Here is a 14,264-nt window from a genome sequence, read left to right on the forward strand (position 1 = left end):
AACCGCCCGGGTTTGCGCCCAGGGCGGTTTTTTTGTGCCCTGCTGCGCCGCAGCTCGGGTGTTTCAGCCTTGGCAGGAGCCGCCTTGCACGCCCCAAACGCCCAGGAGTGCAGGGCGAAAAAAAGGCCTTGCAGGGGCATGCAAGGCCTTAGGGGGCGGGCGAACTCAGTCGCCGATGGCTCTTGAGCGCTGGCTGCCTTGGAGCGACCCTGAGCGCGCCGTGGGTCAACCGCGTGTGATTTTCAGCACGCGCGTGCCGCCGCGCTTGGCAGGGCCTTCGCCTGCAGCGGCGTGGGGCTTGAAGTTGCTGGCACCAAAAGGCTTGGGGCCGCGTGCAAACTTGTCACCGGCACCGGCACCGGCACCGGCACCGGCACCGGCACCGGCACCGGCAGCGCCGCGCGGGGCGGGGCGGGCGGCGTTGCGGTTGTCACCGCCGCGCTCTTCCCAACGGCCAGCTTGACGTGGACCGTCTTGGCGGGCATCTTGGCGCGGGGCAGGGCGGCTGTCGCCCTTGTCCCAAGGGTGCGCAGGCGCAGCGCGCTGCTCAAAGCGGTCACCACCACGTGGCTCGGGACGGCTGTCGCCACGGGGTGCTTCAAAACGGCCCCCCTCTTTGCGGGCATCAAAGCGGGGTTCGCTGCGCTGCTCAAAGCGGGGTGCTTCGTCGCGGAAGTTGCCACGCGGGGCGCGGTTGTCAAAACCACCACCGCCACCTGCATCGCGGTCACGGTTGCTACCGAAGTCGCGGCCACCGGCAGCAGGACGGCCGCCGCGGAAACCACCACCGGCGTTGGCGTAGTTGCGCTCGCCGCCAAAGCGGTCACCGCCACGGCCCATGGGCTTGCGCGCTTCGGGCATGCGCACTTTGGGCTCCAGGCCAGGAATCACTTCGGCTTTGAAAGGCTGGCGTGTGTAGGCCTCGATGTCACCGATCTTGCGGCGGTCACGGATCTCGGCAAAAGTCACCGCCAAGCCGTCGCGCCCGGCGCGGCCTGTGCGGCCAATGCGGTGGGTGTAGTCCTCGGCCTTCATCGGCAAACCAAAGTTGAACACGTGGGTGATGGTGGGCACGTCGATGCCGCGCGCCGCGACGTCGGTGGCCACCAAAATTTGCACTTGGCCGTTGCGCAGCGCCATCAGGCGGCGGTTGCGCATGCCTTGGCTCAAGGCACCGTGCAGGGCCACGGCCGAGAAGCCGTCTTGCTGCAAGTCAGCGGCCAGACCGTCGCACTCGATTTGGGTGCTGGAGAACACGATGGCCTGGTCGATCGTGGCGTCACGCAACCAGTGGTCGAGCATCTGGCGCTTGTGCTGGGCGTTGTCGGCCCAGAACAGCACTTGCTTGATGTTGTTGTGCTTTTCTTGCGGGTTGTCGATCTGGATTTTCTGCACCGATGAGCCGCCGTCGTGCATCACGCGCATGGCCAGCTGCTGAATGCGTGGGGCAAACGTGGCGCTGAACATCATGGTCTGGCGGCGCTGGCTGGTCATGTCGTTGATGTCGGCCAGGTCGTCCGAAAAACCCAGGTCGAGCATGCGGTCGGCTTCGTCCACCACCAAGAACTGCACTTGGTCCAGCTTGATTTGCATGGAGCGCTGCAGGTCGAGCAAACGGCCGGGCGTGGCCACCACCAAGTTGGCGTTTTGCAGCTTGGCAATTTGCAATTGGTAAGGGATGCCGCCGACCACGTTGGCCACGCGCAAACCGCGTGTGTGCTTGACCAATTCGATGGCGTCTTGGGCCACCTGCTGGGCCAATTCACGGGTCGGGCAAACGATCAAGGCGCCCGGTGCGGGGGCTTTGAAGTTGCGGGGGTTGGTGGGGTCTTTGCGCTTGGAGCGCTTGGGGGCGGGCTCGCCCTTGGCCGCAGCGTCGGCGCAGGCTTGCTCAAACTCGGTGCGCTCGGCAGCCTCTTGCTCGGCCATTTGCTGGATCAGGGTGTGCAGCACGGGCAGCAAGAAAGCGGCGGTTTTGCCACTGCCGGTTTGGCTCGACACCATCAAGTCGGTGTAGCCTTTGGACTTGCCGTCTTTGGCGCTGCCCGCAGTGGGCAGGGCCAAAGGAATGGTGCGCAACTGCACCGCGGTGGGCTGGGTGTAGCCCAGATCGGCCACGGCTTGCACCAGTTCAGGGGCCAGGCCCAGCGCCACGAAACCGTTGGGCACATCGGCGACGGCCTCTGTGTCCATGGCATCTTCGGCCTCGTCGCCATCTTCAGTCGATTGCGCGGTGAGCTGGGCGGTGGTGTCAGGCACGATCTCGGCCGCAGCCGCGACCATGATCTCGGTGGCCAAGTTGGTCGGTGCAGCGGGAGTTGCAGCGGGCGTTGCAGCCGGAGTTGCAGGGGAGGTCGACTCGTTGGTCGGGATGCTGATTTCGGCAGGCGACAAGTCGTCCTGCACTGCGTTGAAAGTGTCGGTCATGTGTGTGTAAAAACTCGCACGGAACAACGGCATTCAACAGGTGTTGAAAGAGGCCGTGGGCACCGCAAGGTTGAAAAAACATCAACCATCAAACGGTGCTCGCGAGGGGCGCTGGGCGTGGAGCCTGGCCGCTGAGAGTGACCCTATCTTTGGGTCAAGGCATGAAGGGAGATGTGAGAAATGCTGCAATCAAGATGCAGCAAGCCAGCGATTATGGCACGGTCTTTGGAAAACGCTAGGGTTTTCCCGCAAAAATATCACAGGCGGATGAAATGCTCGCGGTAGTGCGCCAATTCATCGATGGATTCGTGCACATCGGCCAGGGCGGTGTGCTTTTGTTGCTTTTTGAAACTGGCGTAAACCTCGGGCTTCCAGCGGCGTGACAGCTCCTTGAGGGTGCTCACATCCAAATTGCGGTAATGGAAAAACGCTTCGAGCTGGGGCATGAATTTGACCAAAAAGCGGCGGTCCTGGCTGATGGTGTTGCCGCACAGCGGCGAGCTGTTCTTGGGCAGGTATTTTTTCAAGAAAGCCAAAATCTGCGCCTCGGCGTCGGCCTCGCTGATGGTCGAGGCCTTGACTTTGTCGATCAGGCCGCTTTTGCCGTGGGTGCCTTTGTTCCACTTGTCCATTTGGTTCAGCAAGGCCTCGCTTTGGTGGATCACCAACACCGGGCCTTCGATGCGGGGTGTCAGGTGCGGGCCGGTCAAGATGACCGCAATCTCTAGCAAGCGTTCTTTTTCGGGGTCAAGGCCCGACATTTCGCAATCGATCCAGACCAGGTTTTGGTCGGACTTGGCCAATTCAGTGGCCTCGCAGGAGAGGGGGGTGGTGTTCGCATCAAGCATACGCCGATTGTCGCCGATGCCGTGTTCAGATCGTGCAAGGGCTTGACCGACAAAGCCAGGGCAGAGGCCGCCTCTTGAAGCCCCAAACCCTTGCAGCCAAGAACTTGAAGCTGCCCCTCCTACAATCTGGGCATGAACCCTTCGATGACCCTGACCTTGTCACTGGTGCTGGCCCTGCTGGCGCATGTGGCGCTGAAATTTTGGCTCAATGCCCGCCAGGTGCGGCATGTGGCGCGCCACCGCAGTGCGGTGCCGCCGGCCTACGCCAACACCATGGTCTTGGCAGACCACCAAAAAGCGGCCGATTACACCTTGGCCAAAGCCCGCTTGTCACAAATTGACATCGCTCTGGATGCGGCCGTGCTGCTGGGCTGGACGCTGCTGGGCGGCCTGCATGCGCTGAACCAAGTGTTGCTGGAGTGGATGGGGCCGGGCATGGCGCAGCAAATCGCGCTGGTGCTCGCTTTCACTTTGGTGGGCGGACTGATCGGCTTGCCCTTGTCGCTGATGCAAACCTTTGGTGTGGAGCAGCGTTTTGGCTTCAACAAGACCACGCCCGCCTTGTGGCTGGGCGACATGGCCAAGGGGCTGGTGCTGGGTCTGGCGCTGGGCCTGCCGCTGCTGTGGGTGGTGCTGTGGCTGATGCAGGCGGGCGGCGCGTGGTGGTGGCTTTGGGCTTGGGGCGTGCTGGTGGTTTGGCAACTGTTTTTGATGGCGATTGCCCCGAATGTGATCATGCCGCTGTTCAACAAGTTCACGCCGCTCGAAGACGAGTCGCTCAAAGCGCGTGTGCAGGGTTTGATGCAGCGCGCGGGCTTCACCGCCAAAGGTTTTTTTGTGATGGACGGCAGCCGACGCTCGGCCCACTCGAACGCGTTTTTCACCGGCTTTGGGGCCAGCAAGCGCGTGGTGTTTTTTGACACGCTGCTCAAGCAATTGAGCCCGGCCGAAATGGAAGCGGTGCTGGCCCATGAGTTGGGTCACTTCAAGCACAAGCACATCTTGAAGAGGCTGCTGACCGGTTTTGCCATGAGCTTGGCCGGCTTGGCTTTGCTGGGCTGGTTAATGCAGCAAATTTGGTTTTACACCGGCTTGGGTGTGCTGCCCAATTTGACAGGCAGCAACAACGCCTTGGCGCTGGTCTTGTTCATGCTGGTGACGCCGGTGTTCACTTTGTTTTTTGCGCCCTTGTCGTCTTGGCGCTCGCGCCAGGCGGAGTTTGAGGCCGATGCCTATGCGGTGTCGCAAACGCCGGGCGCAGACCTGTCGTCGGCCTTGCTCAAGCTCTACCAAGACAATGCCTCGACCCTCACGCCCGACCCTTGGTATGTGAAGTTTTACTACTCACACCCCCCGGCCAGCGAGCGCCTGCACCGGATGAAGGCCGCATGAGCAGCGCACCCGTGCGCGCCCTGCAAGCCACCGAGGTGATCGTGGCGCTCAGCCAACTGTCGGGTTGGCGTTTGTCGGGCGATGGCGACAACGTCGCCATCGAAAAAAGCTTCACATTTGCCCAGCACACGCACGCTTTGCTGTTCGTCAACAGCGTGGGCTGGTTGTCTGAAAAACTCCACCACCACCCCGAGATGGTGCTGACTTACCAGCGCTGTGTGGTGCGCTGGAACACCCACGACGTGCGCGGCCTGAGCCGTTTGGATTTTGAAGCCGCCACGCAAACCGACGCCTTGTGGCCGGTTTGAGCGGCATGCACAAAGCCAAATCTCCCCCCACCCTGGCGGCCGCTGCTCACCTGGAACCGGGCTTGGTGGTCGCCACCTACGGCCGCCATTGCTTGGTCGAAACCCCCGAAGGCCGCCGTTTGATTTGCCACCCCCGTGGCAAGAAAAACCAAGTGGTGGTGGGCGATCAGGTGCTGTGGCAAACCGCAGGCGACGAGGGCAGCATCGAACAGCTGCAAGCGCGCCGCAACCTGTTTTACCGGCAGGACGAAATCCGCACCAAATCCTTTGCCGCCAACTTGGACCGTGTGCTGATCCTGATCGCGGCCGATCCCGAATACTCCGAGAGCCAGCTGTCACGCGCGCTGGTGGCCGCCGAGGCTGAGCGCATCACGCCCATCATCGCGCTCAACAAAAGCGATCTGGCCCAACCCTTTGCCCAAGCTTGGGCGCGTTTGGCCCCTTACCGGGCCATGGGTTACAGCGTGATGCCCATCAGCCTGAGCCCCCGCAGCCCGGTGGCAGACGATGGTGTGGCCGCCTTGTGCAAGCATTTGCAGGGCTTGACCAGCTTGGTGCTGGGCCCGTCGGGCAGTGGCAAGAGCACCTTGATCAACCGCTTGGTGCCCGGTGCCCAGGTGGAAACCGGCGAGATTTCTCTGGCGCTGAACTCGGGCAAACACACCACCACCAGCACCCGCTGGTATTGGGTGCCCGCGCTGGACAGCTCGGACGATGCCGACGCCTTACCAGGTGGCTTGCGCGGCGCCTTGATCGACTCGCCGGGCTTTCAAGAGTTTGGACTGAACCACATCGAGCCCAAGAGCCTGGCCGACTGCATGCCCGATTTGCGCCAGCATCTGGGCGGCTGCAAGTTTTACAACTGCACACACCTGCACGAACCGGGTTGCGCTGTGTTGGCACAGGTGGAAAGCGAACAACACCCCGGCACCATCAGCCTGCGACGGCACCGCATTTACGCGCAGTTGTTCGAAGAATTGGGCCAGCAGCGCTGGTGAAGGCAAGGGCTTGTCAGCCCACCAAGTTGGCCATGGTCAGCAAGGCCAGCAGCAGCAACCACATGGTCACGGTGCGCCAGACCAAGCCAACCACTTGCGCAAAGTGCGCCGCGCTGGGTTCACGGCCCGGTGTGCTGCGGCTGTCAGGCTTTTCTGTCGGCGCTGCTGCGTCATCTGTGGCTTGCAAAGCCGTGCCACCCAAGCGGATGTTGATGGCCCCAGCCGTTGCGGCCAAAACAACGCCATCGTTGTCGGACGGGAAGTTTTGAGCGTGGTGTCGCCAGCCATCCATGGCATCTTCGAAGCTGCCGACCATGGCAAAACCCAAAGCCGTCATGCGCGAGGGCAACCAGTCAAGTGCTTGCCAAGCCCTGGCAGAGACCGAGCGCAGCACTTCGCTGGGCAAGGAGCCGTCTGCAGAGGGTTCTTGCCAGCGTCGCTGCGCAAACTCGGTGAGTCGGTAAATCACCGCGCCCACAGGCCCTAAACCGACCAAGGACAAGGCGGTGTACCAAAAAAACACGCCGAACACATGGCGGTGCGCGGCGATGATGGAATATTCGATCAAGTGCCGCACAATTTCACTGCGCGGAATTTGCCCCACTTGCACTTGCTGCCATTGCGCGAGCAGCTCACGGGCTTGCTCTTCATCGCCGTTTTCGAGCGCATCGCGGATGCCCGTGAAGTGGTGGCTGAACTGCCGAAAGCCCAGCGTCACATACAACACCGCCACATTCCAAGCAACAGCCAACCACCAGCCCACGCCCCAGGCCAGTGACCAGTGCACCAAAACCACCAACAAAGCTGGACTGAGCACCGTGATGCCCCAAGCGATCCAAGCTTGCGGGCGTGTGCCTGCATCAAAAATGCGCACAACCCAGGCCGACCACAGGTGCACAAAGTGGAAAAACTGGCTGCCGTTTTTGAGGGGTCGCACTTGTTCAAGCACCAAAGCCAGCAAAATCGCAAAAAAGTTCATGGCAATCTCAAGTGCAAGGTTGGGCCACCAAAAAGCGGTAGAAGTTGCGCAGCATACCGGCCGTCGCGCCCCAGATGAAACGCTCGACCAGCATCGGGTCGCCATTGGCTGCGGTGCGATTTTCTTGGTAAGGCATGGAAAACCACTGCCGCTGAGCCCCTTGCCACTGACTGGCGTGACGCCGATGGTTGGCCGGATTCATCAAAAACGACAAAGGCACTTCGAAGACATCGTCCACTTCTTGGGCGTTGGGGCGCAACTCAAAATCCGGTGAAACCAAGCCAATCACAGGCGTCACCCAAAAAGAGGTGCCTGTGATGTAGGTGGGCAACTCCCCAATCACCTGCACATGCTTGGCCTCTAGCCCCACCTCTTCATGGGCCTCGCGCAAAGCGGTTGCTTGCATGTTGAGGTCTTGCGGGTCAACTCTGCCGCCCGGAAAAGCAATTTGTCCCGAATGGGTCGTCATGTGCGCCGATCGCCTGGTCAACAACACCGTGGGCGTGGATGCCGCTGGGCCGCGCAAAACAAGAGGCACCAAAACAGCGGCTTTGGCGGGTGCTCTGTCAGAGGAAAAACCATCTCTCTCAATCTCAGGATGCCAAACCGGCGGGCGCGCAAACCTGGCCTTGATGGCCTCAGGTTGCAGGCAGGCAGGGGGCACAGCTGGCAGATCGTGATCGGTCTGCCAAGCAGAAACTTGCCGGGGGTCAAAGTGAGAAATGGAAGACACAGGCGGCATTTATAACCCACCGAGGATCTTTTTTGGCCGAGCAAACCTGTTTGGCCGGTGTTTTGATGCCCGTTGAGCCGCGCGCAATGGCGCGCTTGACGCGTGGTTCACCTGCGCAGCACCCAGGCTGACGGTGCTTGTACCGTGTGGCATGCACCCCACGGTGTCCAAAAAGACAGGCAGGCACTGTTGCCAAAATGCCCATTTCAGCAAGCCCAAGCCGCCAGCGCGAAGATCGGCTTGCGCTAAGTCGTAAAATGGCCCAGTTGCGATATTTAGCAACGTTACCGGTTACAACTATGGATACCCCTCAATTTATGAAACGCGACTACTTTTCTCATGATCCACGTTCTGATCGCCGTTTTGGCGAATACCGGGGCGGCTCTTGCATGGCGCTGATCGACGGACGGTTTTTGATTTGGCTGGCCCAGCAAGGGGCTGTGGGTGCCTCGGGCGAATCGGTCAACCGCCAGGGCTTGTTGGGGCTGCTGTCACAGGCCCTGACAAACGCCGCGCTGGATGTGGACCTGCGCAGGATTTACTGGTACAGCGATCGCACGGACGGTGTGGCCATTGACGACCAAATCGTGCGTTTGGTCCAGGCCCACGATGCGGATGGCGGCGCTTCCTTGTTGCGCGCCATGGGCCACGACCTCAAGCAGTTGGCCGACCACCACGCCTGTGACCATGTCTTGGTGGCCAGCGACGACGAGCGCTTTTTGTCCACCATTGACGAGGCCCAACTCAAAGGCGTGAGTGTGCATTTGCTGGCCGATGAGTCGGCACGCAACATGCCGCAAATGGCGCGCACCGATCCGGGCTGGGCGCGCTTGTTGTCTCAAGGCGACCGGCGCGTGGTGGTCAATTCGCAGGCCTTGACCGACATGCTGCAAGGCAAGTTACCGATAGGAATGGGCGTTGCCTTGGAGGAGGTGCAAGCCCTGCGCGCCTCCATGCAAGAGGTCATCACCGAATGGTGGACCGACGAGCCCGAAGATCTGCGCGAAGACTTGCGCGACGCGCTGCAAGTGAGCCGGGGTATTCCGCAAGAGGTTGACCGCCAGCTGTTGTTGCGCATGCGCCAGCGTTTGGCCCGCGCCTTGAGCTTGCCTGAGAAAAAAATGTTGCGCGAAACCTTGCGTGCCGTGGTGGCAGTGCCCGCCGCCCCCGACGCGATGCTGGACGACAATTTGATGCCCGAATTCAACGCGTGACGCAACTTCACGCGGCTTCACGCGTCGCAAAGCCTTGGGTCTTGGCCCAGCTGTTTGACCCTGGCCCAAGGCTTTGATGGCCAACCCAGCATGCCTGGCCGGGCCCGCTTGAGGGCAGCGGGCAGAGCAGGGCTTGTGATGGCTGTTTGGGGTGGGCACGGACATGCGCATTGGCGCTATTGCCAGTAATTGCAATTTGTTGCAATTTAATATCATTAAAGTATTAAATTTGAATAATTGCTGGTAAATTTGAGCCCTTCTACAGGCATCTCAAGGCGCAAGCACCATGAACACCATCCCCCAGTTGTCGCAGTTGAACAAGCGCAAGTTCAGCGCATGCGCGCAGCCAGACCACTTCACACTGGCGATTCACCAAGAGGCCGAAAACGCCTTGTCCATGGCGCTGCACCACCTGCGCTCGGGCGGTGGCAACTTGCCCAGTGCCAAGCTCAAGGTCGCGCAAGCTTTGGGCGCTTTGAACCGTCTGGAAATGTTGAGTTTGCGATTGGGCGAACCCGCCGCAGATCGCGCTTGAAAAACCCCTGTAAGCGCTTTTGATTTGCAGTTGGCCATGGTGATGGGGCTGGCTCAAGACCCGTACCTTATTGATCCGGCCCTGTGAAGTTTGAAATGGACGGGCTCAAGCCACTTTTTTGCACGCCGTGCTTTATTGCTGTCATGCCGACCCCGAGCTGGAACCCAGAGAGCACATGGGGTGTGCGCAAAGGGCCGCTGTGTTCAATGGGTCTTGGATTTACGCCCGGGATGACAAAAATGCCCGGGATCACAAAAAACAGGCTGACAGCGCATGGCGCATGGCCAGTCATCAGTTGGGGGTGTGGTAGCGCGTGACGCGTTCGACCTCGTTTTTGGAGCCCAGCACCACGCTCACGCGTTCGTGCAGTTGGGTGGGTTGCAGGTCCAGGATGCGCTGTTTGCCATTGGTGGCCGCGCCACCGGCTTGCTCGATCAGCCAGCTCATGGGGTTGGCCTCGTACAGCAGGCGCAGCTTGCCCGCCTTGTGCGGTTCGCGCTTGTCCCAGGGGTACAAGAAGACGCCGCCACGGGTCAGGATGCGGTGCACATCGGCCACCATGCTGGCGATCCAGCGCATGTTGAAGTCTTTGCCGCGTGGGCCGTCTTTGCCCTGCAAGCACTCGTCGATGTAGCGGCGCACCGGTTCATCCCAGTGGCGCATATTGCTCATGTTGATGGCAAATTCCTTGGTGTCCGGGGGCACTTGCACGTTTTCTTGCGTCAAGACAAACGAGCCTTGTTCGCGGTCCAAGGTGAACATGGCCACGCCATCGCCCACCGTGAGCACCAGCGTGGTTTGCGGGCCGTAGACGCAATAGCCTGCAGCCACTTGTTGTTTGCCCGGTTGCAAAAAGTCTTGCTCGGTCACGCCCGAGACCTTGAGCGGGTCGTGTGCATTCACACCATCGGCTTTTTTCAACACGCTGAAGATGGTGCCGATGCTGACGTTCACGTCGATGTTGGAGGAGCCGTCCAGCGGGTCAAACATCAACAGGTACTCGCCCTGGGGGTAGCGGTTGGGCACCAGGTAAATGCTGTCCATTTCCTCGCTGGCCATGGCCGCCAAGTGACCGCCCCATTCGTTGGCTTCGAGCAGCACCTCGTTGGCGATGATGTCCAGCTTCTTTTGCACCTCGCCTTGCACGTTCTCGCTGTCGGCGCTGCCCAGCACCCCGCCCAAAGCGCCTTTGTTCACCGCGTGGCTGATGCTTTTGCAAGCGCGCGCCACGACTTCGAGCAGCAGGCGCAAATCGGCCGGGATATGGCCCTTGTCGCGTTGCTGTTCCACAAGGTAGCGGGAGAGGGAGATTTTGGAGCTCATGTTCATTCCTTGGGTTCAGGCGTTTCGAGACATGGCCTTGGTCATCAGTCTGCACTCAGGGCGCGGCTGATCACTTCACGCACATCGTTGGACAGGTCGGCTTTGGCCGCCACGCGCTCGATGGCGACTTTGGCCGCGCTGCGGTAGGGCTCGGCCAGGCGGCTCCAGCGGTCCATGGCGCGGGCCAGGCGGGCTGCTACCTGGGGGTTGATGGCGTCCAGCGCCAACACCTGATCGCTCCAGTACACGTAGCCTGCCGCGTCCAAGCGGTGAAAGGCCGCCGGGTTGGCGCTGCAGTAGCTGGAGATCAGGCTGCGGGCGCGGTTGGGGTTGCGCAGGCTGAAGTCTGCGTGCAGCATGAGTTGGCGCACGCGCGGCAACACGTCGCCCGCGCGGTCGGGCGCACCCGCTTGCAGGGCGAACCATTTGTCAATCACCAAGGCCTCGTTTTGGAACAGTTGGTGGAACAAGGCCAGGGCGTCTTGCGCCAAAGCATGGCCACTGACCACCAGCGCCGACAGGGCGTTGAAGCGGTCGGTCATGTTGCTCGCGTCTTTGAACTGCTGGTAGACCCGGCCGGGTGTCATGGCATCGCCATGGTGCACGGCGGCCACACACAACATGCCCATGGCCAGACCGGCCAAAGCGCGGCGGCCACTGGACAGTGCGTCGGGCGAGTAAGCGCCCTTGTGTTGGTGCGCCTCCCAGGCCCATTGCCAATCGGCTTGCAGGGCCACGGCCAGTTGCAGGCGCATGTTCTCGCGCAAGGCGTGTACGCGCTGCGGGTCGACCACGTCGAGTTGGTCGGCGATGTAGTTCTCAGACGGCAGCGTCAGCGCCAAGTCCTTGAAGGCCGCATCCAGCGCCGGGTGGCGCAGCACATGGCGCAGCGCGTCGATCAAGGCCTCAGACAGCACGGGCTGGCCCGTCAGGTCTTTGTTTTGCTGGATGGCGTCCAGCGCGCTTTGCAGCATCAGGCGCTGCCCCGCTTCCCATTGGTTGAAGGGGTCGCTGTCGTGCGCCAGCAAGATCAGCAAATCATCGGCTGACAAACCGTCCTCCAGCAGCACCGGGGCGCTGAAACCGCGCAGCAAAGACGGCACCGGCTCGCTGTCGATGTTCTCAAAACGGTAGCTGGCGCTGGCCTGCGACAGCACCACGGTGTGCTGTGGCAGCGCATCATGGCTGCCTGCCAATTGCAAGGGCAGGGCTTGGCCATCGCGGCTGAGCAAGCCCAGGGTGACTGGGATCACAAACGGCGCTTTCACCGCTTGGCCGGGCGTGGCCGGGCAGCTTTGGCTGAGGGTCAGGGTGTAAGCGCGCTCGGCCGCGTTGTAGGCCCCTGTCGCCTGCAGGCGGGGCGTGCCCGCTTGGCTGTACCAGTGCTTGAAGACGCCCAGTTGCTGCGCGAGCGCCGAGCCGGGGTTGGCGTCGGCGATGGCTTGGGCAAAATCGTCGCAGGTCACGGCCTGGCCGTCATGGCGCTCAAAATACAGCTTCATGCCTTTGGCAAAGCCGTCGCGCCCTTGGCTGTCCGCCGCTGAGGCCACCAGGGTTTGCATCATGCGAACGACTTCCGAGCCTTTTTCGTAGATGGTGACGGTATAAAAGTTGTTGATCTCCACATAGCTGTCGGGCCGCACCGGGTGGGCCATGGGGCCTGCATCTTCGGCGAACTGCGCGGTGCGCAAAACACGCACGTCCTCAATGCGCTTGACCGCGCGGGCGCTGGCCGTGCCGGCCATGTCTTGGCTGAACTCTTGGTCGCGGAAAACCGTCAAGCCCTCTTTGAGCGAGAGCTGAAACCAGTCTCGGCAGGTGATGCGGTTGCCGGTCCAGTTGTGGAAGTATTCATGGCCCACGACCGATTCGATGTGGGCAAAATCCAGGTCGGTGGCGGTGGTCGGGTTGGCCAACACGTACTTGGTGTTGAAGATGTTCAGGCCCTTGTTTTCCATCGCGCCCATGTTGAAGTCGCTGGTGGCCACGATCATGAAGCGTTCCAAATCGAGCGGCAGGCCAAAGCGGGCTTCGTCCCAGGCCACGCTGGCCATGAGCGAGTTCATCGCGTGTTCGGTCTTGTCCAAGTCGCCGGGGCGCACAAACACCTGCAGCAAATGCTCGACCCCGCTGCGGCTGGTGATGCGTTGTTCGCGGGCCACCAGTTGCCCTGCGACCAAGGCAAACAAATAGCAGGGCTTTTTGTGCGGGTCGACCCACTTGGCAAAGTGGCGTCCGTCGTCCAGTGCGCCTTGCTCGACCAGGTTGCCGTTACTCAGCAGCACCGGGTACTGGGCTTTGTCGGCGCGCAGCGTGACGGTGTAGCTGGCCATCACGTCCGGGCGGTCCAGGAAGTAGGTGATGCGGCGAAAACCCTCGGCCTCGCACTGGGTGAAGAAGGAGTCGTTGCTGACGTACAGGCCCATCAGCTGGGTGTTTTTTTCGGGGTTGCAGGTGGTGAAGATTTCCAGATCAAAGGGCTGGTGACCTTCGGGCAGGTTTTCCAGCACCAACTGCCCACCCTCTATCTTGAACGAGGTGCCCGCACCGTTGACCAGCACCCGCGCCAGGTTCAGCTCTTCGCCATCCAGGCGCAGCGGCTGCGCCGCCACGTCGGGGTTGCGGCGCAGGCGCATTTTGTTGAGCACGCGGGTTTTGGCCGGGTCCAGATCAAAGGTCAAATCGACCGTGTCGATCCAAAAAGCCGGGGCGGCATAGGCTTCCCGGCGAATCGCTGTGGCTTGTCCTTCACGCATCACATGTGTCCTGTCTTGGTCGTTGGTTCGTCATCGCGAGCGCAGTGTGGCGATCCAGGAAACTGGACGGCCATGCTGCGCTCGCAGCAATGGGCTAAGCAGCGGTTTGTTGCTCATTGACCCTTGGCATTTTGCTCAGAGGCCTTGTTTCAGTGAGGCTTCGATGAACGCATCGAGGTCGCCATCGAGCACTTTTTGGGTGGCCGATATTTCGACGTTGGTGCGCAAATCCTTGATGCGGCTGTTGTCCAGCACATAGCTGCGGATCTGGTGACCCCAGCCCACATCGGTCTTGGTGTCTTCCAGTTTTTGCTGCTCTTCCATGCGCTTGCGCATCTCAAAGTCGTACAGGCGCGAGCGCAGGCGTTGCCAAGCGACGTCGCGGTTGCTGTGTTGGCTTCGGCCGTCCTGGCACTGCACCACGATGCCCGTGGGGATGTGCGTCAGACGCACGGCCGAGTCGGTCTTGTTGATGTGCTGACCGCCCGCGCCGCTGGCACGGAAGGTGTCGGTGCGCACGTCTGATGGGTTGATGTTGATCTCGATCGAGTCGTCGATTTCGGGGTACACAAACAGCGAGGCAAAAGACGTGTGGCGGCCGCCTGACGAGTCGAACGGGCTCTTGCGCACCAGGCGGTGCACGCCGGTTTCGGTGCGCAGCAAGCCAAACGCGTATTCGCCTTCGATCTTGATGGTCGCGCCCTTGATGCCCGCGGTGTCGCCCGGGGTTTCGTCTTCCACCGTGGCCTTG

At 61.3% G+C, this 14,264-nt stretch carries 12 protein-coding genes; 5 read left to right on the forward strand and 7 right to left on the reverse strand.

Features of this window, described 5'->3' with window-relative positions:
- Positions 1–225: 225 nt before the first annotated feature.
- Together ACIQ39_RS02290 and orn are read right to left on the reverse strand one after the other, a co-directional pair.
- A complete protein-coding gene (locus tag ACIQ39_RS02290) occupies positions 226–2,427 on the reverse strand; it encodes a DEAD/DEAH box helicase (protein WP_396432993.1) in 2,202 nt (733 codons plus the stop codon).
- Positions 2,428–2,684: 257 nt separating this feature from the next.
- The gene (gene orn, locus ACIQ39_RS02295) at positions 2,685–3,275 is read right to left on the reverse strand and encodes an oligoribonuclease (protein ID WP_396432994.1); all 591 of its coding nucleotides are present in this window, start codon (positions 3,273–3,275) and stop codon (positions 2,685–2,687) included.
- Positions 3,276–3,407: 132 nt separating this feature from the next.
- Here orn and ACIQ39_RS02300 point away from each other — a divergent pair, with 132 nt between their 5' ends.
- The 3 genes from ACIQ39_RS02300 to rsgA are packed head-to-tail and all read left to right on the forward strand — an operon-like array spanning position 3,408 to position 5,973.
- Positions 3,408–4,667: a M48 family metallopeptidase gene (locus ACIQ39_RS02300; protein ID WP_396432995.1), complete on the forward strand. Its 1,260-nt coding sequence runs from the start codon at positions 3,408–3,410 to the stop codon at positions 4,665–4,667.
- Positions 4,664–4,975 carry a 4a-hydroxytetrahydrobiopterin dehydratase gene (locus tag ACIQ39_RS02305; RefSeq protein ID WP_396432996.1) on the forward strand — a complete coding sequence of 104 codons (312 nt, stop codon included), beginning with the start codon at positions 4,664–4,666 and terminating at the stop codon, positions 4,973–4,975. Before ACIQ39_RS02300 ends, ACIQ39_RS02305 begins: the two co-directional genes overlap by 4 nt.
- Before the next feature lie 5 nt (positions 4,976–4,980).
- Positions 4,981–5,973, forward strand: a complete 993-nt coding sequence (gene rsgA, locus ACIQ39_RS02310) for a ribosome small subunit-dependent GTPase A (protein WP_396432997.1) — start codon at positions 4,981–4,983, stop codon at positions 5,971–5,973.
- 13 nt (positions 5,974–5,986) lie between these two features.
- Here rsgA and ACIQ39_RS02315 read toward each other — a convergent pair whose 3' ends face one another.
- Both ACIQ39_RS02315 and ACIQ39_RS02320 read right to left on the reverse strand, forming a co-directional pair.
- Positions 5,987–6,952 carry a CobD/CbiB family protein gene (locus ACIQ39_RS02315; protein ID WP_396432998.1) on the reverse strand — a complete coding sequence of 322 codons (966 nt, stop codon included), beginning with the start codon at positions 6,950–6,952 and terminating at the stop codon, positions 5,987–5,989.
- A gap of 7 nt (positions 6,953–6,959) precedes the next feature.
- Positions 6,960–7,694 (reverse strand): CoA pyrophosphatase, encoded by a 735-nt coding sequence (locus tag ACIQ39_RS02320; protein WP_396432999.1) that lies wholly within the window; start codon positions 7,692–7,694, stop codon positions 6,960–6,962.
- A 308-nt stretch (positions 7,695–8,002) separates the two neighbouring features.
- Between ACIQ39_RS02320 and ACIQ39_RS02325 the strand changes: the two genes are divergently transcribed.
- Both ACIQ39_RS02325 and ACIQ39_RS02330 read left to right on the forward strand, forming a co-directional pair.
- Positions 8,003–8,899, forward strand: a complete 897-nt coding sequence (locus tag ACIQ39_RS02325) for a hypothetical protein (RefSeq protein ID WP_396433000.1) — start codon at positions 8,003–8,005, stop codon at positions 8,897–8,899.
- 286 nt (positions 8,900–9,185) lie between these two features.
- The gene (locus tag ACIQ39_RS02330; RefSeq protein ID WP_396433001.1) at positions 9,186–9,434 is read left to right on the forward strand and encodes a hypothetical protein; all 249 of its coding nucleotides are present in this window, start codon (positions 9,186–9,188) and stop codon (positions 9,432–9,434) included.
- 291 nt (positions 9,435–9,725) lie between these two features.
- Here ACIQ39_RS02330 and ACIQ39_RS02335 read toward each other — a convergent pair whose 3' ends face one another.
- From ACIQ39_RS02335 to ACIQ39_RS02345, 3 genes are all read right to left on the reverse strand, one after another.
- A complete protein-coding gene (locus ACIQ39_RS02335) occupies positions 9,726–10,757 on the reverse strand; it encodes a class 1 fructose-bisphosphatase (protein WP_396433002.1) in 1,032 nt (343 codons plus the stop codon).
- Between the two features lie 44 nt (positions 10,758–10,801).
- Positions 10,802–13,513, reverse strand: a complete 2,712-nt coding sequence (pepN, locus tag ACIQ39_RS02340; RefSeq protein ID WP_396433003.1) for an aminopeptidase N — start codon at positions 13,511–13,513, stop codon at positions 10,802–10,804.
- A 135-nt stretch (positions 13,514–13,648) separates the two neighbouring features.
- A partial coding sequence (locus ACIQ39_RS02345) for a peptide chain release factor-like protein (RefSeq protein ID WP_396433004.1) occupies positions 13,649–14,264 on the reverse strand: 616 nt, incomplete at its 5' end.

It is taken from the genome of Limnohabitans sp., assembly GCF_044361645.1.
In the GTDB taxonomy this organism is placed as follows: domain Bacteria; phylum Pseudomonadota; class Gammaproteobacteria; order Burkholderiales; family Burkholderiaceae_C; genus Limnohabitans_A.